Consider the following 21,366-nt stretch of genomic DNA (forward strand, 5'->3'; position numbering starts at 1 on the left):
CAAGCAATGATGGAACGTCGTTTCAGACGCGGCTTGCGCTGCCTCTACGTGCTGGCCGGTGCGGCTGCCACGATCGTGGCGGCACAGACGGCTCAGGCTACCGATGAGATTCAAGTCTACAACGCCGGCATTGCAGCCGTCGGCCAACTCACGATACAGCAGCACCTCAATTATATTCCACTCGGCGTGAAGGACCCGCCGTTTCCGGGCGGCCTCATCTCCAACAACAGCATCAATGGGACACCTGAATTCGCCTACGGATTGACCGACTGGTGGGAAGTCGGGCTCTATTTGCCCTTCGCCATCAAGGACCAGCAATTTCTCTCGAACTCCTTCAAGCTGCGCACCCTGTTCGTCTCGCCCAATGCCGACCAGCGTAACCTTTTCTACGGGGTCAATTTCGAGTTCAGCAACACCACACCGAAATTCGCCCAAACCAGGTTTGCCATGGAGATCCGGCCCATCATCGGTCTCCGCAATGCGGATTACGAATTGATCGTCAACCCGATCGTGGACATCGGCTTCGGAAAATATGGTGAGGCGGACTTTGCGCCCGCGGTACGCGTCGCGCGAAAGCTCGACAAGGATCTGTTCGTGGGCCTCGAATATTATGCGGATTTCGGCAAGATCGGGGATTTCCTAAAACTTCCCGACCAGCAGCACCTCTTGTTCGCCGTTACCGATTTCAAGCTCGGCGTCATGGACGTGAATTTTGGCGTCGGTTACGGATTGACGCCGGGCTCTGATCGCTGGGTCATCAAGACGATTTTGGGATACGCGTTTCCGGTTCCCGGCAGCGCTTCAAACGAACAGACCACCGCCGGGCCTGTCAACCCGATGTCGCATCACTCCGCGCGAGCGTTTCAGCCCTGATGCGGACAATGCATGGTTAGCGCGTCGTGCGCCTCTCGTTTGCAACACGGCAAGATGGTGAATTGCATTGCCGTTCGCTTGACCCGTTCTAATTCCGTGATTCTTGTTTCCTGCTATGGAATAACTTGAGCATCGCCCGGATCGTTGCGACTAAGACAACGCTCTGGCCCAAGGGAATCTCATGACTGATCATTTGCAATACGGGACCACCGCCAAGGTGTTCCACTGGCTCATCGTCGCACTTCTCGTCGCACAATATACAATCGGCTGGTTGATGCCGGACATTCACCGGGGCATGAAGCCCGGCGTCGCCATGGCATTCCATGTCTCCATTGGAACGACCATCCTTATCCTCATCGTTTTGCGGTTTGCCTGGCGACTCACTCACCACGTGGCTCCCGAGAGTTCGCTGCCGCCATGGCAGCGGCTGAGTTCGGAAGCTGTACATTGGCTGCTTTATGCGCTGGTATTGGCGACGACCATCACCGGCTGGCTGTTTGCCTCGTTCCGCGGCTGGTCGATGGAATTCTTCTTTCTCGCGCCGATGCCGATGCTGGCTTCGGAAAACCCCGAGGCCGGGAAGCTCATCGACGGCTTGCATCAGGCGATGGAATGGAGCCTGCTGGCAGTTATCGGCATCCATGTCGCGGCGGCGCTGGCCCATCTGTTCATCTACCGCGACCGCATCATGCAGCGGATGCTTCCGGGGTAGAGCATGATCCGGAAAAGTGGACCCCGGTTTTCCGAAAAGATCATGCTCAAACAAAAAAATGACGCTAGAGCCTGATTCAATTCAATTGAAACAGGCACTAGCGGTCCCCCCCCACAGCAATAGCCGTCTAGCGGCCGTCGCCGCAACCGGGCATCATCTCCGCACTCACAAACCAACGAGTTCAGGAGAAAAGCCTTGGCCAAATCGCAATGGAGCTTCAAGTCCGCCACCGAATTATCGGCGGCGCTTGCGGCAAAGAAAGTCTCGGCCGTCGAACTGGCGCAGGACGCGATCGGACGGATTGAGCGTCACGACGACAAGATCAATGCGATCTGCGTGCGCGATTTTTCACGCGCGCTCGAAGCCGCCCGTGCCGCCGACGCGGCGCGCGGGCGCGGCGAGGCCAAGCCGCTGCTCGGCATTCCCATCACGGTCAAGGAATCCTACAACATCGCAGGGTTGCCCACGACCTGGGGCTTTCCGCCCCAGAAGGATTTTCGCCCCAGCGAAGACGCGCTGTCGATCTCCCGCGTCAAGGAAGCCGGCGGCGTGATCCTAGGCAAGACCAACGTTCCCCTCGGGCTCGGCGACTGGCAGAGTTACAACGACATCTACGGCACCACCAATAACCCTTTCGATCTCGGCCGCACGCCGGGCGGTTCCTCCGGCGGATCGTCGGCGGCGCTCGCCGCCGGCTACGGGCCATTGTCGCTCGGCTCCGACATCGGCGGCTCGTTGCGCGTGCCGGCGTTCCATTGCGGCGTCTACGCCCACAAGCCGACCTACGCGCTGGTGCCGTCGCGCGGCCACACCCCGCCGCCGTTCCCGCCGCTGCCGCTGGACCGCGATCTCGCCGTGATCGGCCCGATGGCGCGCTCGGCCGCGGACCTTTCGCTGCTGCTCGACGTTGTTGCCGGGCCCGACCCACTGGAAGCCGGCACGGCCTACTCGCTTGCGCTGCCGCCGCCGCGCCACGGCGAATTGAAGAATTTCCGTGTGCTCGTGATCGATACCGATCCGGTGATGCCGACCGATAAAACCGTCCGTGGTGGGATCGAAAAACTTGCCGCCAACCTCGCCAAGGCCGGTGTCAAAGTCGAACGCAGCAGTCCGTTGCTGCCCGACTTCGCCGCGTCGTCGCGGCTTTACATGCGGATGCTGATGTCGTTCCTTGGCGCAAACTTTCTGCCGGAGAACTATGCGGGTGCGCAGGCCGCGGCCGCGCAGCTTGCGCCCGACGATATGAGTCTTCCGGCGGAGCGCCTGCGCGGCATCGCGCTTAGCCACCGCGACTGGGTGATGGCCGAAGGCGGACGCGCGCGGCTCCGCGCGCAGTGGCGTGAATTGTTCAAGACCTTTGACGCGGTGATCTGCCCGGTGATGCCGACGCCGGCCTATCCGCACGTTCATTCGGCGGACCAGGAAACCCGCCGCGTCAATATCGACGGCAAGGACTACGTCTATCCCGACCAGCTGACCTGGCCCGGCATCGCCACCCTGCCCGGCGTGCCGGCGACTGCGATACCGACCGGCTTTTCGCCGGAAGGCCTGCCGATCGGCGTCCAAATCGTCGGCCCTTGGCTGGAAGACCGCACGCCGTTAAAACTCGCCGAACTGATCGAGCGCGAATTCGGCGGTTTTGTTCCGCCGCCGATGTTTGATGATTAGACTCGTCCTCATCCTGAGGAGCGGCGTCTTCGCCGCGTCTCGAAGGATGGGCCACGGGCCTCATGGTTCGAGACGGCGCAAGGGCGCCTCCTCACCATGAGGAGAACCAATGGAGGAAACATCATGAGAAATGACCTCGCCGAACTGACGAGCCTCAATCGCGATTACGTCAATTCCGTCCAGAATTCCGACGTCAAACGTTTCGACGAAATTCTCGCCGAGGACTTCTATTGTTCCAATCCCGACAAGTCGCTGGTCGACCGGGCCGGCTTTCTCAAACAGACGGCGATCCCCGTGACGATCAAAAATCTCGAAGCCCGTGATGTGAAGATTCGCATCATGGGCGATTTCGCCATCATCCACGCCGCGACGAGCTACACCACGCCGGACGGCAAACAGGCTTTTGGCCGCTACACCGATTGCTGGGCGCGCCAGAACGGCCGCTAGCTCGCGGTGTCGGCGCATGTGTCAAGGTGAGCCCAACGAAAGCTCAATTGAATAATGGCGTCATGCCCGGCCTCGTGCCGGGCATCCACGTCTTTCTTTGCAGCAAGCCCCAAGACGTGGATGGCCGGGACAAGCCCGGCCATGACGAAGAATTTATTGTTGTTGCGCGAAGCAATCACGCATCAAACATAATCACGCTGCGCACCGTCTTGCCGGCCTTCATCGCGGCAAAGCCTTCGTTGATTTCCGAGAGCTTCAGCTTGGCCGAGATCCAGTCCTCCAGATGCAGCTTGCCGCGCAGATAAAATTCGACCAGCCGCGGCATGTCGACGCGAAAGTGGTTCGAGCCCATTGACGAGCCCTGGATCTTGCGTTCACGCAAAAAGTCAAAACCGTGCAGCTCGATCTTCTGGCCGAACGGAATCATGCCGACAATGGTCGCGGTGCCGCCGGGCGCCAGCATTGCAAACGCCTGTTCCGCGGTTTCCTTGCGCCCCAGCACTTCGAATGAGTGATGCACGCCGCCGCCGGTGAGCTCACGCACCTGCTGCACCACATCGCCGTTTTGCGGATCGACGATGTCGGTGGCGCCGAGTTTTGTGGCCAATTGAAGTTTTGCCGGATTGGTATCGACCGCGATGATGCGGCCGGCGCCGGCGATCTCGGCGCCATTGATCGCGGCCATGCCGACGCCGCCGCAGCCGATCACCACCACGTTTTCGCCCGGCGCGACCTTTGCGGTGTTGACGACCGCGCCAAATCCGGTAATGACGCCGCAACCGATCAGCGCGGCGAGATCGAGCGGCATGTCCTTGCGGATCTTTACAATTGCGTTTTCGTGCACGAGCATCTGCTCGGCGAACGACGACAAATTGAGAAACTGATTCAGTTTCTCCGACCGCGCCCATGACAGCCGGTTGGATGCGCCGGGCAGCATCTTTACCGTGGTGTCGGTGCACAACACCGTCCGCCCCGTGGTGCAATTGTCGCAGGTGCCGCAGAATACCGACAGGCAGGTGACGACATGGTCGCCCGGCTTGACGTAATTGACGTCGGAGCCGACCTTCTCGACCACACCGGCCGATTCATGGCCGAGCACGGCCGGCAGCGGATGCGGATAAAGCCCTTCCATGAAATGCAGGTCGGAATGGCAGAGGCCGGCAACCGCGGTGCGGATCAGGACCTCGCGCGGCCCCGGATTGGGCAGGCTGACGTCCTCGATCACCAGCGGCTTGTTGACTTCATGCAGGACGGCGGCCTTCATCGGTGTTTCCCCTTTTTGCTTTATCGTTTTCACTCACGGGAGGTCGGCTCCCTCTCCCAAAGGGAGAAGTAAAACCGCGCTCGTGGCGACATTGAGCCTACGCTGCCAAAAGCAATTCGCCAACCTCGGCCATGCCGACCGCGCGCTCGCCGAGCAGATGGCCTGACATCGTGCGCTGCACCGAATTTTCCGTGAGCCGGAACGGATCGCTTGACGAGACCCGGTGATCGATCACCATCCGCGACAGCAGCAGCCTGCGCGCATCGCCGCGCATCTCGTGGATGCGCCCGCCCTCCCAGGCCAAAGCGACGGCGCTCGCGACATGATAGAGCAGGCTGGTGGCGCGCCGCGCCTCGGCCTCGTTGTCGCTGCGCGCGGCGACCTCGCGGGCAAAGCCGACGGCGCGGTCGGTGAGATCGCGCAAACGATCGCGCCAGGCCGGCGGCACATTGGCGCTGTCGTCGAGGCGGGCATGCAGGTCGGCGGCGAGCGCCGCATCAGCACCATGGCGGCCGACGGCGCGCCCGAGCGCATCGATCGCAACGATGTTGCCGGTGCCTTCCCAGATCGAGCCGAGATGGGCGTCGCGCAACAGCCTGCTGGTGGCAAATTCCTCGATGTAGCCGATGCCGCCGCGCATCTCCAACGCATCGCCGCAGACTTTTCGCGCATCGCGGGTGGCGCGGAATTTTAGCGTCGGTGTCAGGATGCGCAGCAATGCCGCTGCGTCCTGGCTGCCGGCTTCGGTGCGGTCGAGCGCGTCGGCCGTGACAAAACTCATCGACAATGCCTGTTCGGTCGCGAGCATGATCTTCATCAACTGCCGGCGCGCCAGCGGCAGATCGATGATGCGCTGTCCAAACACCACGCGATTTGCGGCGACCGTCATCGCGTCGTGATGCGCGCGGCGCATCAGCGCGGTGGATTTGACGCCGTTGGAGAGCCGCGACGAATTGACCATCTCGGCCATCTGCACAAAGCCGCGATCGAGCTTTCCGACCGCGTAGGCGATCGCGCCTTCGAGCTTGATCTCGCCCGATGCCATCGAGCGGGTGCCGAGCTTGTCCTTCAAGCGGACGATCCGGTAGTGATTTTGCGAGCCGTCGTCGAGCTGCCGCGGCATCAGGAACAGGCCGACACCGCGCGTGCCACCGACCGCGCCTTCCGGCCGCGCCAACAGCATCACAACTTTTGCATCCGCGTTCGAGCAGAACCATTTTTCACCATGGAGCCGCCAGTGATCGCCTTCCTGCACCGCGGTCGTGGTGAGCTTGCCGACGTCGGAGCCGCCCTCCTTCTCGGTCATGAACTGGCCGCCCTGGGTCAGTTTGCTCATGTCGGTCTGGGTCAGCCCGTCCAGATATTTTTCCTTCAACGCCGCGCTGCCGAATTTTGCCAATAGCTTGGCGCAGCCGTCGGTGACGTTGATCGGGCAGCCCAGCCCGAATTCGGCCTGGTTGAACAGAAACGTAAACGCGTGCTTCGCCACCACGGGATAGGGCTCGGGCCAGCCCATGATGCCCTTGCGCAAGGACATCGCATGAATGCCGAATTCGCCGAACGCCGCGCGCTCCAGTTCCCGATAGGCCGGATGATACTCGATCCTCTGCACGTCACGCCCGAACCGGTCGCGCTGGTGCAGCACCGGCACATGCCGGTCGGCCAACCGCGCGCATTCGTCGAGGTGGCCGCCGGCAAGCGCGCCGAGGCGGTCGAGATGCGGCTCGATATGGCGAAACAGCGGCTCCGGCAGATGGATACGCAGCAGATCGGCCAGAGCCGGATCGGCGCGGTAGAAATTCATGCCCGACGTATCCGGCGCCAGCAAACCCGGCTCACCGGCTGAAGTCACATCGTTGTGCTTGGCTAGCTCGTGCATTTGCAACCCTTGTTCGTTCCACCCTGAGTTTTAGATGATATAGATCATGCTAGGGATAAGGCCGGCGACAAGCCGCCAAAGACAATAATATCCAGGGAATAAGAGAGGAAACCCATGGCGGACACTTATCGCATCATCGGCGCCGAGATGTCGCCCTATTCGGTCAAAGTGCGCTCCTATTTTCGCTACAAGGAAATCCCTCATCAATGGATTTTGCGCAATGCGGCAAGCCAGGCGGAATACGAGAAATACGCCAGGATGCCGATCATTCCCCTCGTGGTTACGCCGGAGGGAACAGGCATTCAAGACTCCACCCCGATCATCGACGCCATGGAAAAGCGTTATCCGGAGCCGTCGATCCATCCCGACGACCCCGTCGCCAACTTCATCTCCGCGCTGGTCGAGGAATTCGGCGACGAGTGGGGCAACAAATGGATGTTCCATTTCCGCTGGGCGCGCGAGGTCGACCAGATCAGCGCAGCGGGGCGCATCGCACGAATGCGCGGCGGCGACGTCAGCGAAGACAAGCATACCGCCTTCGCGAGCCAGGTTCGTGCCCGCATGGTCGATCGGGTCTGGTTTGTCGGGTCCAATGAGGCGACCGCGCCGCGGATCGAGGCGGGGTTCATCGAGATGCTTGGATTATTGAATAGCCATCTCGCGACGCGGCCATATCTGTTCGGCGGCCGGCCGGCATTGGCTGATTTCGGCCTCTGGGGCCAGATTTACGAAATGTGGACCGACCCGACCGGCGGCGCGATCATCGGCGGCAGCGCACAGCATGTGCTGGATTGGGTGCACCGGATGTTGTGGCCGAAGGCGGAAGGCGCATTCGAAGCCTGGTCGACGCTCGAGCCGACACTGATGCCGATCCTGACGAGACAGATCGGCGTGCAATTCATGCCCTGGACCTGCGCCAACGAAAAGGCGGTAGCCGAAGGGCGAGACGAATTCAGCGTCACGCTCAATGACAAGGTCTGGACCCAAAAACCGCAAAAATATCACGCACGGTCGCTCGGCATGCTGCGCGCCAAATATGCAGGTGTCGCCGACAAGGCCGAGCTCGATTCCGTCCTGGGGGCCGCGGGCTGCCTCTCCGGATTGCGCGGCTGACGACGCTATTCTGAAGGATGAGGAGACATTCATGGAAATACCAAAATACAAGATCGCCCTGATCGTCGGCGCAGGCTCAGGCCTCAGCGCGTCGCTGACGCGGCTGTTCGCCCGCGAAGGCATCCGCGTCGCGCTGGCCGCGCGCCAGGTCGAAAAACTCGGCGCGCTCTGCACCGAGACCGGGGCCAAGGCCTATGCCTGCGACGCCACCAAGCCGGAGGAGGTCGAGCGGCTGTTCGGCCTGGTCGAGCGCGAGATCGGCGTGCCGGACGTGGTGGTCTATAACGCCAGCGGCAGGGCCCGCGGCCCCTTCACGGAACTGGTGCCCGCGGATGTCGAGAAAGCCATCGCGGTGAGCGCATTCGGCGGCTTTCTGGTGACGCAGCAGGCAGCGACGCGGATGCTGCCGAACAAGCACGGCGCGATCCTGTTCACGGGTGCTTCGGCCAGCGTCAAGGGCTATGCGCAATCGGCGCCGTTCGCGATGGGCAAATTCGCGCTGCGCGGCCTGGCCCAGAGCATGGCGCGCGAATTGTCGCCGCAGGGCATTCACATCGCGCATTTTGTCATCGACGGCGGCATTCGCAGCGCGGCGCGCTCGGAGCCCGCCGACGGGCCGGATTCGATGCTCGATCCCGACGCGATTGCGTTGAGCTATTGGAATGTTTTGCAGCAGCCGCGCAGCGCCTGGGCCTGGGAGATGGAATTGCGGCCATGGGTCGAGAAGTTTTAGGGATGACGGGCGTCATGCAATAGGACTACAATGACCGGGTCGCAAGCCCTGGGAGGACCGAATGGGTATTGAGCAAAAGATTGCCACCGAAATCACCATCGACACCGGCACCAATGAACTCCTGTGCGCGATCCGCGACCGCGTCGCCATCATAACGCTGAACCGGCCCGAGGCACGCAACTCGCTCTCCGACCATCTGACGCCGGCGCTGCGCACCATGATCAGGACCTGCGGCGAGAACCCCGATGTCGGCGTGCTCCTGATCACCGGCGCAGGCACTGCCTTCTGCTCGGGCGGTGACGTCAAGGGCATGGGCGCCAACCGCGACAAGAAAAAGCAGGACATGTCCTATGACGAGAAGGTCGCCGATTTGCAGGAGCGGCAACGCCTGCTGACCGGTGCGCTGGTGTCGGTCCGCAAGCCGACGATTGCGGCACTGCCCGGCCCCGCGGCCGGCGCAGGCCTTGCCATCGCCATGGCCTGCGACATCCGGATCGCCGCCGAATCGGCGTTCGTTTCGACGGGGTACCTGCGGGTGGGCCTAAGCGGCGATTACGGCATCGCGTGGCTGTTGACGCGCCTCGTCGGTACCGCTCGGGCACGGGAATTGATGTTTACGGCGGATAAAGTCGATGCCGCCAGATGCGAGAGAATTGGCCTCTTCAACCGCGTCGTGCCGGACGCCAAGCTTCAAGAAGAGGCCTTTGCGGTGGCCAAGTCGATGGCCGAAGGGCCGACCATTGCGCTGCGCTACATGAAGGACAATCTCGACGAAGCCCTCACGTTCGATTTTGCCACCGCCCGCGACCATGAGGCCGAGCGCCTGATCCGCACCACCATGACCGCGGATCACCGCGAAGCGGTGCAGGCGTTTATCGAAAAGCGCAAAGCAGTGTTCAAGGGGAAATGACTTCATTCACGCCGCTGCTTCCGCACGCGCGTTGCGCCGGATCACCTGCGGCGGTTGTCCGAAGGTACGCAGGAAGGCGCGGCGCATGCGGTAGCGATCAGCAAAACCCGTTTGCCGGGCGATGACGTCGATCGAATGACGGCTCTGTTCCATCATCAAGCGGGCGGCCTCGATGCGCAGGTTCTCGACCGCCTTGGCCGGCGATTGGCCGGTCTCGGCGCAGAACGCACGGCTGAACTGGCGCGGACTTAGATGTGCGGCTTCGGCGAGCTGCCGAACGTTCAGCGGCTGATCGAGGTTACGCTTCGCATACGCCAATGCGCTCTGGATACGGTCTGATTTCGGCTCAAGCTCCAAGAGCGCCGAAAACTGCGACTGGCCGCCGGCACGCCGGTGATAGACCACGAGCTTCCTCGCCACCGCCCGCGCCACGTCCGCGCTAAAATCCTTCTCAATCATAGCTAGCGCAAGATCGATGCCCGCAGTGGCGCCGGCCGAGGTCCACACCGGACCGTCGATGATGAAGATGCGGTCTTCCTCCACCTTCACCTTTGGGAAGCGGTCCCGCAAATCGCGCGCGTGATACCAATGGGTGGTCGCGCGTCGCCCGTCGAGCAGGCCGGCTTCGGCCAGGTTGAACGCGCCGGTGCAGATCGCGGCGACACGCCGGCATCTTCCCAAAGCCTGCTGCAGGAATTTGATCGCGCCCGGCGTCAATGATCCGATCACGTCGCTGCCGCCGATGATCAGCGTGTCGAAATTCGTATCGTCGAACGGCTCGGTCGCGACACTGACGCCGATCGAGGCGCGGACGGAGCCGCCCGTCTCGGACAGCAGACGTACGTCATAGACCGGCTCGCCGATCTCCCTGTTCGCGTATTCGAAGGTGGACATCACCGCGCAGCTGAGCACGTCAAAGCCTGGGAAGACGATGAAACCGATGCACTGCATGGGCCGCTCCACGATGTCCTAAAACGTCACTTATATGACATTTGAGACGCGGGCTCGCAAGCCTAAGTACGTGAAACGAAGTGCTCGGCACTGTCGAACAGCGGGAATGGCGGAGAGCGGGAGCGCGGGACTTTACGCGCCAACGCGACCCAACCATCGCGAGAAGCTGCCGGGTTCAATCAACATGCTTGAGGAAGAAAATGCCGAAACTCAATGGAAAGATCGCAGTCATCACCGGTGGAAACTCCGGGATCGGCCTGGCAACAGCGAAGGTTTTCGTGAAGGAAGGCGCGCGCGTTTACTTCACGGGCCGCAGGCAGGCAGAACTCGAAGCGGCCGCGGCCGTTCCTGGACCGAGCGCGACGCCCGTCCAGGGCGACGTCTCCAAGCCGGCCGATCTCGACCGCCTCTACGACCAGATTCGCGATGAGGCGGGACGCGTCGATGTCGTTTTCGCCAATGGCGGCACCGTCGTTCTGGCGCCGCTCGGCGGCCTTGCGGAGGAGCACATCGACAATCAACTGGATGTGAATGTGAAGGGCGTGATCTGGACCGTCCAGAAGGCCCTTCCACTGATGGGGCCGGGTGGCTCGATCATCTTGAATGCCTCGATCGTCGCCACAAAAGGCTGGGCCAACTGGAGTGTCTACAGCGCCACAAAGGCGGCGGTCCGCAACTTCGCCAGGACGTGGTCGTCGGATTTGCAGGGCCGGAACATCCGGGTCAACGCGATCAGCCCTGGGGTGATCCCGACACCTGGACACGAAAAGACCGGCGTTGGACGAGAGGCACTGAACAGCTTCATGGAGCACGCGGCGAGCATAACGCCGCTTGCACGAACGGGAACCGACGAGGAGGTCGCGAAGGTCGTCGCCTTCCTGGCCTCTGACGACAGTAGCTTCATCGCAGCCAGCGAGATCTTCGTCGATGGCGGCATAGCCCAGATCTGACGAGCGTCACGCCGCCGCCTCCGCCCGCGCGTTGCGCCGGATCGCCTGTGGCGGCTGTCCGAAGGCGCGCAGGAAAGCGCGGCGCATGCGGTCGCGATCGGCAAAGCCGGTTTGCCGGGCGATCACGTCGATCGGATGGCGGCTCTGCTCCATCATCAGCCGCGCGGCCTCGATACGCAGGTTCTCGATCGCCTTGGCGGGCGACTGACCGGTCTCGGCGCGGAACGCACGGCTGAATTGGCGCGGAGAAAGATGCGCCGCTTTGGCTAGCTCTTGAACGGTCAGCGGTGCGGCAAGATTGCGCTTCGCATAGGCCAATGCGCTCTGGATACGGTCCGATTTCGGGTCCATCTCCAGCAGCGCCGAAAATTGCGATTGTCCACCAGCGCGCCGGTGATAGACGACGAGTTTCTTGGCTACGGCCCGCGCGACCTCCGCGCCAAAATCCTGTTCGACCATGGCGAGCGCGAGATCGATGCCGGCGGTCGCTCCGGCCGAGGTCCACACCGGACCGTCGACGATGAAGATGCGGTCTTCGTCCACCTTCACCCTTGGAAACCGGGCCTGCAATTCTCGCGCGTAATACCAGTGCGTGGTCGCGCGCCGGCCGTCGAGCAGGCCGGCTTCGGCCAGGATGAACGCGCCGATGCAGATCGAGGCAACCCGCCGGTATCGTTCCGGAGCCCGCCGGAGAAACTCGATCAGCCCTGGCGTCGACGGTTCGACCACGGCGCCACCGCCGACAATCAGGGTGTCGAAATTCGCATCGTCGAACGGCTCGGCCGCAACGCTCATGCCGGCCGAGCTGCGGATGGACCCGCCAGTCTCGGACAGCATCTTCACGTCATAGGCCAGCTCGCCGACCTGAAGATTTGCGAATTCGAACACCGAGATCACGGCGAAGCTCATGAGCTGAAAGCCGGGGTAGACGATGAAACCGACGCGCTGCATTGGCTGCCTCCATCATGTCCTAAAACGCCGTTTATATGACATTTGAGACAGGCGCCCGCAAGCCTAGATTTCCTTTGCAAGTGGCCGACGAGCCGTCGGCGGACAAAGGAGACAAAGATGAGCACCACCAAAACAAAGGGAGCAGCACTGATTACCGGCGCTTCCTCCGGCATCGGCGCGATCTACGCAGATCGGCTGGCTAAACGCGGCTACGACCTGATCCTGGTCGCCCGCAACCAGAGCCGGCTCGCCGCATTGGCCGACCGGCTGAAAAAAGAGACAGGCCGCTCGGTCGAGACGATTGCAGCCGATCTCAACGACAAGGCGGATCTTGCCCGGATCGAGACGACGCTGCGCACAAACGCGAGCATTACGCTGTTGGTCAACAATGCCGGCGTCGGCGCCGCAGCGCCGCTGCTTAATTCCGACCTCGAGAAGATGGACGAGATGATCCGCCTCAATGTCGGCGCACTGACCCGGCTGAGCTACGCAGCGGTGCCCGGCTTCGTCGCGCGCGGCGGCGGCACCATCATCAATATCTCTTCGATCGTGGCGATCTCGCCCGAAACGCTCAACGGCGTCTACGGCGGCAGCAAAGCGTTCGTATTGGCGTTCAGCCAATCGCTACAGCATGAGCTTGCCCCGAAAGGCATACGGGTGCAGGCGGTCTTGCCCGGCGCGACGGCGACGGAGTTCTGGGATATCGCCGGCCTGCCGGTTCACAATTTACCCGCCGCGATCGTGATGCGGGCTGAAGACTTGGTCGATGCCGCGCTTGCCGGTCTCGACCAGGGCGAGATCGTCACCATTCCATCCCTGCCCGACAAGGACGAATGGGATCGGTTCGAGGCAGCTCGCCGCGCGATGTCCGGGAAGCTCTCCAGTGCTGTGCCGGCGCGCCGATACAACATCGGGCATCCCCAAACTGCAAAAGCATGACCTGGCGTTCGGTAGCGCAATCAGCATCGATTGCGACAAACGTTGCTTCGGCGAAGCTTGACCTAAACGCCCAAGTCTTCACGGCAAGCTTCGCTGAATCCCCGAAGCACATCGATGTCGTCCCGCGGCCTGTCTTGCGGATTACTGAAATCCCGGTTCGGAAGGTAGTAGGTTTCGACGATATGCTGCATCACCTGCTCTGCGCTTGCGATGACATCGGCTGGCGCGAGCAGCCGCAATCTCCCGACAAGTGCGTAGAGCCGGACAAATTTCGAGGGATCCTCGAGTTCATGGGTGAGCGCATCGGTAAATAGTTTCGAAGCCTCCTCGATGAACTCGCCATAGACATGTTCGCGGCGAGCCGCGCGCTGCGCAACGCGTCGGGCACGCTCCTGCGCGTCCTGGCTAAGCCAGGTCGTCGCGAACGAAGCGATCGCGCCGATCCCCGACCCTGCGAGGGCGGCGATCGCGGATATGTAAGCACCGTTCATGACGCCTCGCGATCAGGGCTGGTGGAGCAGCGGTCTTCAGAAGAAAAGCAAGGCAAGCATCGCTAGCGCAGCAACTACGATGCCGACGGCAAGGGTGAGAATGACCGGCACGCGGAGCGGCGTGTAGTCGGACGTTGAGCTTTCACGCATTGGTCGGTACTCCCTGGGATCCCCCTCGCGTCGAAGCACTGCGTCGCGCTGCCACAAGCAAACGGCCGGCCTTGGGGAGAGGGACGGAATCCCGCAGGCCGGCCGCCGCACCGCGACGCTCGATCTGGGATGGGGGCTAATTTCCCAAACCGGCGCCGTATCACGATGTCCGGACTTGGGTGAGCGCTCCCCAAACCGACCGTCGCATCGGGAACCCGTAAGCTCCGCGGTTCTTGCCGTCCGAACGCCTCAATGAACCTCCCGCAGCGGTTAATCGGCCTTGCTGGCAGCAATTACCGCTAGCCATTATATAAACTATACTGTATCGTTTGTATAACTCGACGATCAGCTTGGCAAGGAGAATTGCGGATGACGAACGGGGGAATTGCAGTGACCAAACTCCCCGTCCGGCGGGGCGCGGGTGGCCGGCCCACCCGCGAGGAGGCGGTGCGGCGTGACGCGCGGTTGCTCGACGTTGCAACGACCCTGTTCATGGAGCGAGGTTTTGACGGCACATCGATCGATGCGGTCGCGGAGGCGGCCGGCGTAAGCAAGCCAACGGTTTATGCGCGTTACCGCGACAAGCGCGATCTGTTCGCGGCCGTCCTGCGCGGCCGGATTCGAGATTGGCTGGCTCCGCTCTCGGTGGCGGCCGAGGCCCAGGCCACTGATAGCGACCCCAAAAATATCGAAACGACGCTGCATGAGCTTAGCCGGCACATGCTCGACCACGCATCGATGCCGGAGTGCGCCACGCTGCAGCGGATTTTGGCGGCGCAGGCCATCCAGTTTCCCGAATTGGCAAAGCTCGCGCATGAGGATGGTTGGCTGCGCGGTGTGCGGGGCGTAGCAATTCTGCTTCGGTTGTTCGCCGCGCGCGGCGAGATCAAGGCGGACGACCCTGAACTCGCAGCCGACCTGTTCCTCAATCTTCTGCTCGGGCACTCCGCGCGCCTCGCCCTCCACGGCATCGCCGACGATCCGGAATTTCTGGAACGGCGAAGGCGGGCTGTCGTCGAGCTTTTTTTAAACAGCGTGAGAGCGCGCTGAATTCGGATAGCCAGTGGCGTTGCCTAAAGCATGATCCGGAAAAGTGGGTACCGGTTTTCCGAAAAGATCATGCTCAAACAAAAAGTTAGAGCGGGATGACGTTTCAAAGAAAAGTCATCACGCTCTAGGGCTCTTGCTTCAAACCGCAGCCTCAAGCGCGATTTGTTGCGCCGCAAGCCGCCAGCTCGCGCAGGGAATTTCCTGCGGTGCGCTATCGAAATGCTTTTCGAAGCGCACCAGCTTCCAGTCGTCCGGGTTGTGGGTGAAGGCAAAGCCGGATTTGCGGGCGAGCGCAATCATCGCCTCATTGGAGCGCAGCGTATCGCCGAACAGGCGTTTTGCGCCGAACGCCGCGGCTCGGCATTCCATGTTCGCGAGCAGCACCGATCCGATGCCCTGGCCCTGCCAGCGGTCGTCGATCGAAAGGCCGAATTCGAAACTGTTGGTGTCGGCGTGGAACGCATAGCGGGCTTCGCCGACGATGGTCTCAAAACCATCGATCGTCATGGTTGCGACGACACTGAAGCGGTCGCCTTCGCCGACATGGGTGAAACGATAAAGCTCTCCCTTCGGCAGTTCGCTCATGGCGCCGAGGAAGCGATTGTAGCGGGAGCGGACCGTGAGCGCCCGGAAATAACCCTGCAATGTCTCGGCATCGCGCGGCTCGCTAAAGCGCACCGTCAGCGACTTGCCGCTGCGCAGCCGCAGGATATCCGAATGCTGCCGGAGGTCGTTGAGGCGAAGCGCGGTCATTGGAGGCTCACGAAGTTTTCCGAAAGACAGTTCCGAAAGTCGTCGGCCGGCGTCCCCCAAAAGAGGCGACGCCGGCCTGGCTGCTCGTTAAGCCCGCCAAAACGGCTTTTCGGTCTCGTGAACGATGTCACTCCACGAAAGCCCGACGTCATGCAGGTCGCGTTCGGTCCACTGCGCCAGTTCGCGCCGGCTGCGCTGACGATCGCGCCAAGTGTGGAAGATTCCACCGAGCTGCGAGAAAAAGCCCTGGCCATGATGATTTGTCATCGATACATCTGAACAACTGGACATTTTTATCTCCTAAAGCTAATTTCTTGCCGCTAATATCGGGCTTTTTCGGTCTTTCGACAAACGACACTTTGTACCGCTTCACATGACATAAATTCATGTATCCGGAAGGGATGGGCCCCATCATGACCGGCAGATTGCCGTCGCTCAATGGATTGCGCGCGTTCGAGGCTGCCGCCCGGCATTTGAGCTTCACCAATGCCGCGTCCGAGCTGAATGTCACGCAGACCGCGATCAGCCACCAGATCCGCCGGCTGGAGCAGGAACTGGGGATTCGCCTGTTCGTCCGGCAGAACCGCGCGCTGGCGCTGACGCCGGAAGCAAAAGACTACCTCCCCGGGGTCCGCGCGGCGTTCAACGATCTGCGGCTTGCCACCGACCGGGTGCTGCGCCGCGACAACGACCATGTGCTGACGGTCTCGACACTGGCGTCGCTGGCGGCAAAATGGCTGTTGCCACGGCTCTCCGCGTTCCAGGAAGCGCATCCCGGCATCGACGTCCGCATTACCACCTCGACCAGCCTGATCGATTTCAAGAGCGGCGATGTCGATGCGGCGATCCGCTACGGCCGCGGGCATTGGCCGGGCCTGCGCGCCGACTGGCTGATGGCCGACGAATTGTTCCCGGTCTGCAGCCCGGCATTGCTGACCGGAGAGAAGCCGCTGCGCTGCCCGCAGGACCTCGCCCATCACACGCTATTGCATTCGAGTGGCGGCTATGACGACGACTGGCGGCTGTGGCTGACCGCCGCCGGGCTGCCGGCGGATATCTCGAAGCAGCCCGGGCTGACCTTCGACCTGATTTTGGTGACGGTTCAGGCCGCGCTTGACGGGCTCGGGGTCGCGATGGGCCGAACCTCCTATGTCGAGGCCGACATCGCCAAGGGCCGCCTGGTGGTTCCGTTCAAAATCGCGCTGCCGGCGGACGCCGGATTCTATCTCGTTTCCCCCGAGGCGAGCGCGGACCAGCCCAAGCTCGCGTCCTTTCGGCAATGGCTGAAAGCCTCGTTGCAGAACAAAACCTGAAAAACCATTCGCGTGCAACGCGGTATCGCCGTTTTGCCGACGTTTTCCGGTTGGTCGCGCCGCGCCGGCATGGCAGATTGAGAAACACAAATAGAGCAGTGTCGGCTAGCGTGAAGTCTTTCCGCAGAGGCCACGAAACGGGGAGAATTTCACCATGTCGCAGACGTCGACGTCACAACCGCCACAGATCAAATCGCGCATCGGCGCCATTCTGCGCGCGACCAGCGGCAATTTCCTCGAGCAGTTCGACTTCTTCCTGTTCGGCTTTTATGCTCCCTATATCGCGAAAGCGTTCTTTCCGTCGGAGAACGAGACCGCGGCCTTGCTGAATGCGTTCGGCGTGTTCTGGCTCGGCGCGTTGATGCGTCCGGTCGGCGCGATCGTGCTTGGCGCCTATATCGATCGGATCGGCCGCCGCCTTGGCTTGATCGTCACGCTGGCAATCATGGCGGCTGGCACGGTGGTCATCACGGTCTGCCCGAGCTATGCCACGATCGGCGTCGCCGCGCCGATCATCGTGCTGATCGGCCGCCTGTTGCAGGGCTTTTCTGCCGGCGTGGAGCTCGGCGGCGTATCGGTCTATCTCTCCGAGATCGCGACGCCCGGCAACCGGGGCTTCTACACCTCATTCCAGTCCTCCAGCCAGCAGGTCGCGATCTTCGTCGCCGCGGTCATCGGGTACGCGCTAAATGAATTGGTGAAGGGGGATGCCGTTACGTTGCTGGGGGGATTAGAAATCGCCAAATGGCGAATTCCGTTCCTGATCGGCTGCCTCATCATTCCCGTTATTTTCGTGCTGCGGCGGACACTGGAAGAGACCCCGGCTTTCCTGGCGATGAAGAAACATCCAACTGCCTCGGAAGTGTTTGCTTCAGCGGCGGCGAACTGGCGCATCATCCTTCTTGGAATGATGCTGGCGGCAATGACCACCGTGACCTTCTATTTCGTCACCGTCTTCACGCCGTCTTTTGGCAAGGAGCTGAAACTCTCTGCCCAGGATAGCCTGCTGGTTACCCTCCTGGTTGCCGTGACCAACTTCATCTGGAATCCGGTCGGGGGCGCACTGTCTGACCGTGTCGGCCGGAAGCCGGTGTTGCTGGCAATTACTGGGCTGTCTTTCGTGACCGCCTATCCCGCGCTGCTCTGGCTCACCGCCGCCCCGACTTTCGGCAAGCTGCTGGCGGTCGGAATGATGTTTTCGCTCTATTTCGGCGTCTACAGCGGCACGATGCTGGGCGCGCTGGTTGAAATTGTGCCGGCTCACGTCCGCACCACATGCTTCTCGCTGGCGTTTGCGTTGGCAGCAGCGCTATTCGGCACCTTTACGCCGTTTGCGGCATTAAAGCTGACTGCAATGACTGGCAATAAAGCGTCCCCCGGATTCTGGCTCATGTGCGCGGCGGCCAGCGGCTTCATCGCCGCCCTCGCCATCTACCGCGGAGGAGCGGTCGAGACCCGCGAAGCCGTCACCGCCTAAGCCTGAGGGCCGGCCGGGCGCCTGCCTGGCCGACCTTCCTGTTTTGATTTCCATGCAAACAAAGCTAACAAGACGCATGGTCGATTTATCCCGTAAATTCGATGTGCTGGTGATCGGCGGCGGCAATGCCGCGCTGTGCGCCGCGATCAGCGCGCGGCGCACTGGGGCCTCTGTGCTGGTGCTGGAAGGCGCGCCAAAGTTTTACCGCGGCGGCAACACCCGCCATACCCGCAATATGCGCTGCGCCCATGATGCGGCGACCGAGATCCTCACCGGGCCCTATACCGAAGAGGAATTCTGGGAAGACCTGTTGCGCGTCACCGGCGGCCAGACCGACGAGGAACTGGCGCGACACATGATCGCCGAATCGAAGGACATCCTGCACTGGATCGTCGAGCAGGGCGTGCGCTGGCAACCGTCGCTGGGCGGCACGCTGAGCCTCGGGCGGACCAACTCGTTCTTCCTCGGCGGCGGCCGCGCGATGCTGAATGCGCTCTATCTGACCGCCGAAAAACTGGGCATTGAGATTCTCTATGACGCCGAGGTGATCGACCTCGAAATCGAGCACGGCATGTTTCTTTCCGCCGTGCTCAAGCAAGGCGACGGTCGCGCCAAGGCGCGCGCCGCGACGCTCGTTGCCGCCGCCGGAGGTTTTGAGGCCAACATCGAATGGCTCAAGCAATATTGGGGCGAGGCTGCGGACAATTTCCTGATCCGCGGCACGCCCTACAACCGCGGGTCTATCCTTAAAATGCTGCTGGCGAACGGGGTGCAGGAGGTCGGCGATCCCACCCAATGCCACGCGGTCGCGATCGACGCCCGCGCGCCGAAATTCGACGGCGGCATCATCACGCGACATGATTCGGTCGTGTTCGGCATCGTCGTCAACAAGCACGCCGCGCGGTTCTACGACGAGGGCGAGGACATCTGGCCGAAGCGCTACGCCATCTGGGGCCGATTGGTTGCCGCCCAACCCGACCAGATCGCTTACATCATTTTCGACGCCAGTTCGCGCAACTCGTTCATGCCGACGCTGTTCCCGCCGATCGAAGCCGGCTCGATCGCCGGGCTCGCCGATAAACTCGATCTTAATCCCACGGCGCTGGAAAAAACCGTCGCTGAATTCAACGCCGCCGTGCGGCCCGGCACCTTCGATCACACCATCCTCGACGATTGCCGCACCGAAGGGCTGACGCCGCCGAAGACCCATTGGGCACGAAAAATCGAGACGCCGCCTTTTTATGCCTATCCGGTGCGGCCCGGCATCACCTTCACGTATTTGGGCACCCGCGTGAACAAGCAGGCGCGCATGGTGATGAAGGACGGCAAGCCCGCCGCCAACATGTTCGCCGCCGGCGAAATCATGGCGGGCAACGTACTCGGCAAGGGCTACGCCGCCGGCATCGGCATGACTATCGGCAGCGTGTTCGGCCGAATCGCTGGGCGGGAAGCGGCGCAAAATGCCAAGAATTAGAGAGCGTTTCGGTTCACCTCGCCCCGCTTGCGGGGAGAGGTCGGATTGCGCCGAGCGATGCCAACGGGTCGCGCGAAATGCGCGCCCGATGACAGGCTCCGCATCGTCCGAAGCAATCCGGGTGAGGGGGAATCTCCGCGAGCACGGTCCGTGGAGAGTCCCCCTCACCCCAACCCTCTCCCCGCAAGCGGGGAGAGGGAGAACTGGTAGGGAGCAGCCATGACACGCCTTGTCGTTCTTTCCGCCGCGGCAGTTCTGATGGCCGGGACCGCGGCCAACGCCGCTGACCCGATCGCGCTCCGCGACATGGGCTCGTTCCATGTCGGGGGACGGCTGGTGGAGATCAGCGGCAAGCCGGTCAAGGAAGTCACGTTTACCGCTGGCGGTGTGCCGGCCAAGGTCGACCCGAACGGGACGTATCAAGTCGAGCAGATGTACGTGCAGTATTTTCTGCCCGCCAATGAAACCGGCGCCTTTCCGCTGTTGCTCTGGCATGGCGGCGGGCTGACCGGCGTCACCTACGAAACCACGCCTGATGGCCGCGAGGGCTGGCTGAATTATTTCCTGCGCAAGGGCTGGAGCGTTTACAATTCGGACGCCGTCGAACGCGGCCGCGCCGGCTGGGCGCAATACCCCGACATCTTCAAGGGCGAGCCGGTGTTTCTGACCACCAGCAATCCGTTCGAGCGGTTTCGGATCGGCGACGGCCCCGGATCCTACGATCCCGATCCCGCCAAACGCAAGCTGATGCCGGGCAGCCAGTTTCCGAACGAGGGTTACGAGAATTTCGTCAAGCAGAACGTGCCGCGCTGGACCACCACCGACGATGCGGCGATCGCCGCCTATATCGCCGAGATCGATCGCGTCGGACCGTGCATCATCCTGTTCCACAGCCAGGCCGGCACGTTCGGCTTCAAGGTCGCCCAAGCCCGCCCCGACAAGGTCAAGGCGCTGATCGCGATCGAGCCCGCCGGCGTCGGCGATCCCGCCAAGGTAGATGTCCTGAAAAATATCCCGACGCTGTTTGTCTATGGGGACTACATCGAACGCGATTCGCGCTGGCCGAAAATCCGCGCCACCGGCATAGCCTTTGCCGACAGCATGAAGGCCGCCGGTGGCACGGTCGACGTCGTCGACCTGCCGAAAATCGGCATCAAGGGCAATTCGCACATGATGATGATGGACAAGAACAACGCGGAGATCGCCGCGCTGATTCAAACATGGCTGGAAGGCAAGGGGCTGACGAAAAAGCCCTGAGTCATTTCGAA

Annotated in this window: 21 protein-coding genes; 14 read left to right on the forward strand and 7 right to left on the reverse strand. The window is 62.0% G+C overall.

Annotated elements, in window-relative coordinates; translation table 11 throughout:
* Window positions 1-6: 6 nt before the first annotated feature.
* The 4 genes from B5526_RS14590 to B5526_RS14605 all read left to right on the forward strand — a co-directional run bounded on the left by B5526_RS14590 (window position 7) and on the right by B5526_RS14605 (window position 3,700).
* The gene (locus B5526_RS14590) at window positions 7-873 is read left to right on the forward strand and encodes a hypothetical protein (protein ID WP_154071309.1); all 867 of its coding nucleotides are present in this window, start codon (window positions 7-9) and stop codon (window positions 871-873) included.
* Between the two features lie 181 nt (window positions 874-1,054).
* Window positions 1,055-1,585: a cytochrome b gene (locus tag B5526_RS14595; protein WP_079538995.1), complete on the forward strand. Its 531-nt coding sequence runs from the start codon at window positions 1,055-1,057 to the stop codon at window positions 1,583-1,585.
* A 195-nt stretch (window positions 1,586-1,780) separates the two neighbouring features.
* Window positions 1,781-3,253 carry an amidase gene (locus B5526_RS14600; protein WP_079538996.1) on the forward strand — a complete coding sequence of 491 codons (1,473 nt, stop codon included), beginning with the start codon at window positions 1,781-1,783 and terminating at the stop codon, window positions 3,251-3,253.
* Between the two features lie 123 nt (window positions 3,254-3,376).
* Window positions 3,377-3,700, forward strand: a complete 324-nt coding sequence (locus B5526_RS14605) for a nuclear transport factor 2 family protein (protein WP_079538998.1) — start codon at window positions 3,377-3,379, stop codon at window positions 3,698-3,700.
* 175 nt (window positions 3,701-3,875) lie between these two features.
* Here B5526_RS14605 and B5526_RS14610 read toward each other — a convergent pair whose 3' ends face one another.
* Complete coding sequence (locus B5526_RS14610; RefSeq protein ID WP_079539000.1) at window positions 3,876-4,964, reverse strand: Zn-dependent alcohol dehydrogenase; 1,089 nt, start codon at window positions 4,962-4,964, stop codon at window positions 3,876-3,878.
* Between the two features lie 97 nt (window positions 4,965-5,061).
* A complete protein-coding gene (locus B5526_RS14615; protein WP_079539001.1) occupies window positions 5,062-6,843 on the reverse strand; it encodes an acyl-CoA dehydrogenase family protein in 1,782 nt (593 codons plus the stop codon).
* Window positions 6,844-6,957: 114 nt separating this feature from the next.
* Here B5526_RS14615 and B5526_RS14620 point away from each other — a divergent pair, with 114 nt between their 5' ends.
* The 3 genes from B5526_RS14620 to B5526_RS14630 all read left to right on the forward strand — a co-directional run bounded on the left by B5526_RS14620 (window position 6,958) and on the right by B5526_RS14630 (window position 9,599).
* The gene (locus B5526_RS14620) at window positions 6,958-7,956 is read left to right on the forward strand and encodes a glutathione S-transferase family protein (protein ID WP_079539003.1); all 999 of its coding nucleotides are present in this window, start codon (window positions 6,958-6,960) and stop codon (window positions 7,954-7,956) included.
* Window positions 7,957-7,987: 31 nt separating this feature from the next.
* Window positions 7,988-8,689, forward strand: a complete 702-nt coding sequence (locus tag B5526_RS14625) for an SDR family NAD(P)-dependent oxidoreductase (protein WP_079539005.1) — start codon at window positions 7,988-7,990, stop codon at window positions 8,687-8,689.
* A gap of 79 nt (window positions 8,690-8,768) precedes the next feature.
* Window positions 8,769-9,599, forward strand: coding sequence for an enoyl-CoA hydratase (locus tag B5526_RS14630; RefSeq protein ID WP_079545005.1), 831 nt, complete (start codon window positions 8,769-8,771; stop codon window positions 9,597-9,599).
* 6 nt (window positions 9,600-9,605) lie between these two features.
* Here the strand turns inward: B5526_RS14630 and B5526_RS14635 are convergent, their stop codons facing one another.
* Entirely contained in the window at window positions 9,606-10,550 is a 945-nt protein-coding gene (locus B5526_RS14635) for a GlxA family transcriptional regulator (protein WP_079539007.1), read from the reverse strand.
* Window positions 10,551-10,750: 200 nt separating this feature from the next.
* On the opposite strand from B5526_RS14635, the gene B5526_RS14640 reads away from it, so the two are divergent.
* On the forward strand, window positions 10,751-11,500 hold the full coding sequence (locus B5526_RS14640; protein ID WP_079539009.1) for an SDR family NAD(P)-dependent oxidoreductase: 750 nt from the start codon (window positions 10,751-10,753) through the stop codon (window positions 11,498-11,500).
* A 6-nt stretch (window positions 11,501-11,506) separates the two neighbouring features.
* Here B5526_RS14640 and B5526_RS14645 read toward each other — a convergent pair whose 3' ends face one another.
* A complete protein-coding gene (locus tag B5526_RS14645) occupies window positions 11,507-12,451 on the reverse strand; it encodes a GlxA family transcriptional regulator (RefSeq protein ID WP_079539010.1) in 945 nt (314 codons plus the stop codon).
* 117 nt (window positions 12,452-12,568) lie between these two features.
* Here B5526_RS14645 and B5526_RS14650 point away from each other — a divergent pair, with 117 nt between their 5' ends.
* On the forward strand, window positions 12,569-13,390 hold the full coding sequence (locus tag B5526_RS14650; RefSeq protein ID WP_079539012.1) for an SDR family NAD(P)-dependent oxidoreductase: 822 nt from the start codon (window positions 12,569-12,571) through the stop codon (window positions 13,388-13,390).
* Between the two features lie 62 nt (window positions 13,391-13,452).
* Here B5526_RS14650 and B5526_RS14655 read toward each other — a convergent pair whose 3' ends face one another.
* Complete coding sequence (locus B5526_RS14655) at window positions 13,453-13,881, reverse strand: hypothetical protein (protein ID WP_079539014.1); 429 nt, start codon at window positions 13,879-13,881, stop codon at window positions 13,453-13,455.
* Window positions 13,882-14,421: 540 nt separating this feature from the next.
* Between B5526_RS14655 and B5526_RS14660 the strand changes: the two genes are divergently transcribed.
* On the forward strand, window positions 14,422-15,081 hold the full coding sequence (locus tag B5526_RS14660; protein WP_244562294.1) for a TetR/AcrR family transcriptional regulator: 660 nt from the start codon (window positions 14,422-14,424) through the stop codon (window positions 15,079-15,081).
* A gap of 138 nt (window positions 15,082-15,219) precedes the next feature.
* On the opposite strand, the gene B5526_RS14665 is transcribed toward B5526_RS14660, so the two are convergent.
* Both B5526_RS14665 and B5526_RS14670 read right to left on the reverse strand, forming a co-directional pair.
* Window positions 15,220-15,834: a GNAT family N-acetyltransferase gene (locus B5526_RS14665; RefSeq protein WP_079539017.1), complete on the reverse strand. Its 615-nt coding sequence runs from the start codon at window positions 15,832-15,834 to the stop codon at window positions 15,220-15,222.
* An 87-nt stretch (window positions 15,835-15,921) separates the two neighbouring features.
* Complete coding sequence (locus B5526_RS14670; RefSeq protein ID WP_079539019.1) at window positions 15,922-16,125, reverse strand: DUF1127 domain-containing protein; 204 nt, start codon at window positions 16,123-16,125, stop codon at window positions 15,922-15,924.
* A gap of 122 nt (window positions 16,126-16,247) precedes the next feature.
* On the opposite strand from B5526_RS14670, the gene B5526_RS14675 reads away from it, so the two are divergent.
* The 4 genes from B5526_RS14675 to B5526_RS14690 all read left to right on the forward strand — a co-directional run bounded on the left by B5526_RS14675 (window position 16,248) and on the right by B5526_RS14690 (window position 21,355).
* A complete protein-coding gene (locus tag B5526_RS14675; RefSeq protein ID WP_079545006.1) occupies window positions 16,248-17,147 on the forward strand; it encodes a transcriptional regulator GcvA in 900 nt (299 codons plus the stop codon).
* Window positions 17,148-17,301: 154 nt separating this feature from the next.
* A complete protein-coding gene (locus B5526_RS14680) occupies window positions 17,302-18,624 on the forward strand; it encodes an MFS transporter (RefSeq protein WP_079539021.1) in 1,323 nt (440 codons plus the stop codon).
* A gap of 76 nt (window positions 18,625-18,700) precedes the next feature.
* Entirely contained in the window at window positions 18,701-20,098 is a 1,398-nt protein-coding gene (tcuA, locus tag B5526_RS14685) for an FAD-dependent tricarballylate dehydrogenase TcuA (RefSeq protein ID WP_079539023.1), read from the forward strand.
* A gap of 219 nt (window positions 20,099-20,317) precedes the next feature.
* Window positions 20,318-21,355, forward strand: coding sequence for an esterase (locus tag B5526_RS14690; RefSeq protein WP_079539025.1), 1,038 nt, complete (start codon window positions 20,318-20,320; stop codon window positions 21,353-21,355).
* Window positions 21,356-21,366: the final 11 nt, after the last annotated feature.

It is taken from the genome of Bradyrhizobium lablabi (assembly GCF_900141755.1).
Classification (GTDB): domain Bacteria; phylum Pseudomonadota; class Alphaproteobacteria; order Rhizobiales; family Xanthobacteraceae; genus Bradyrhizobium; species Bradyrhizobium lablabi_A.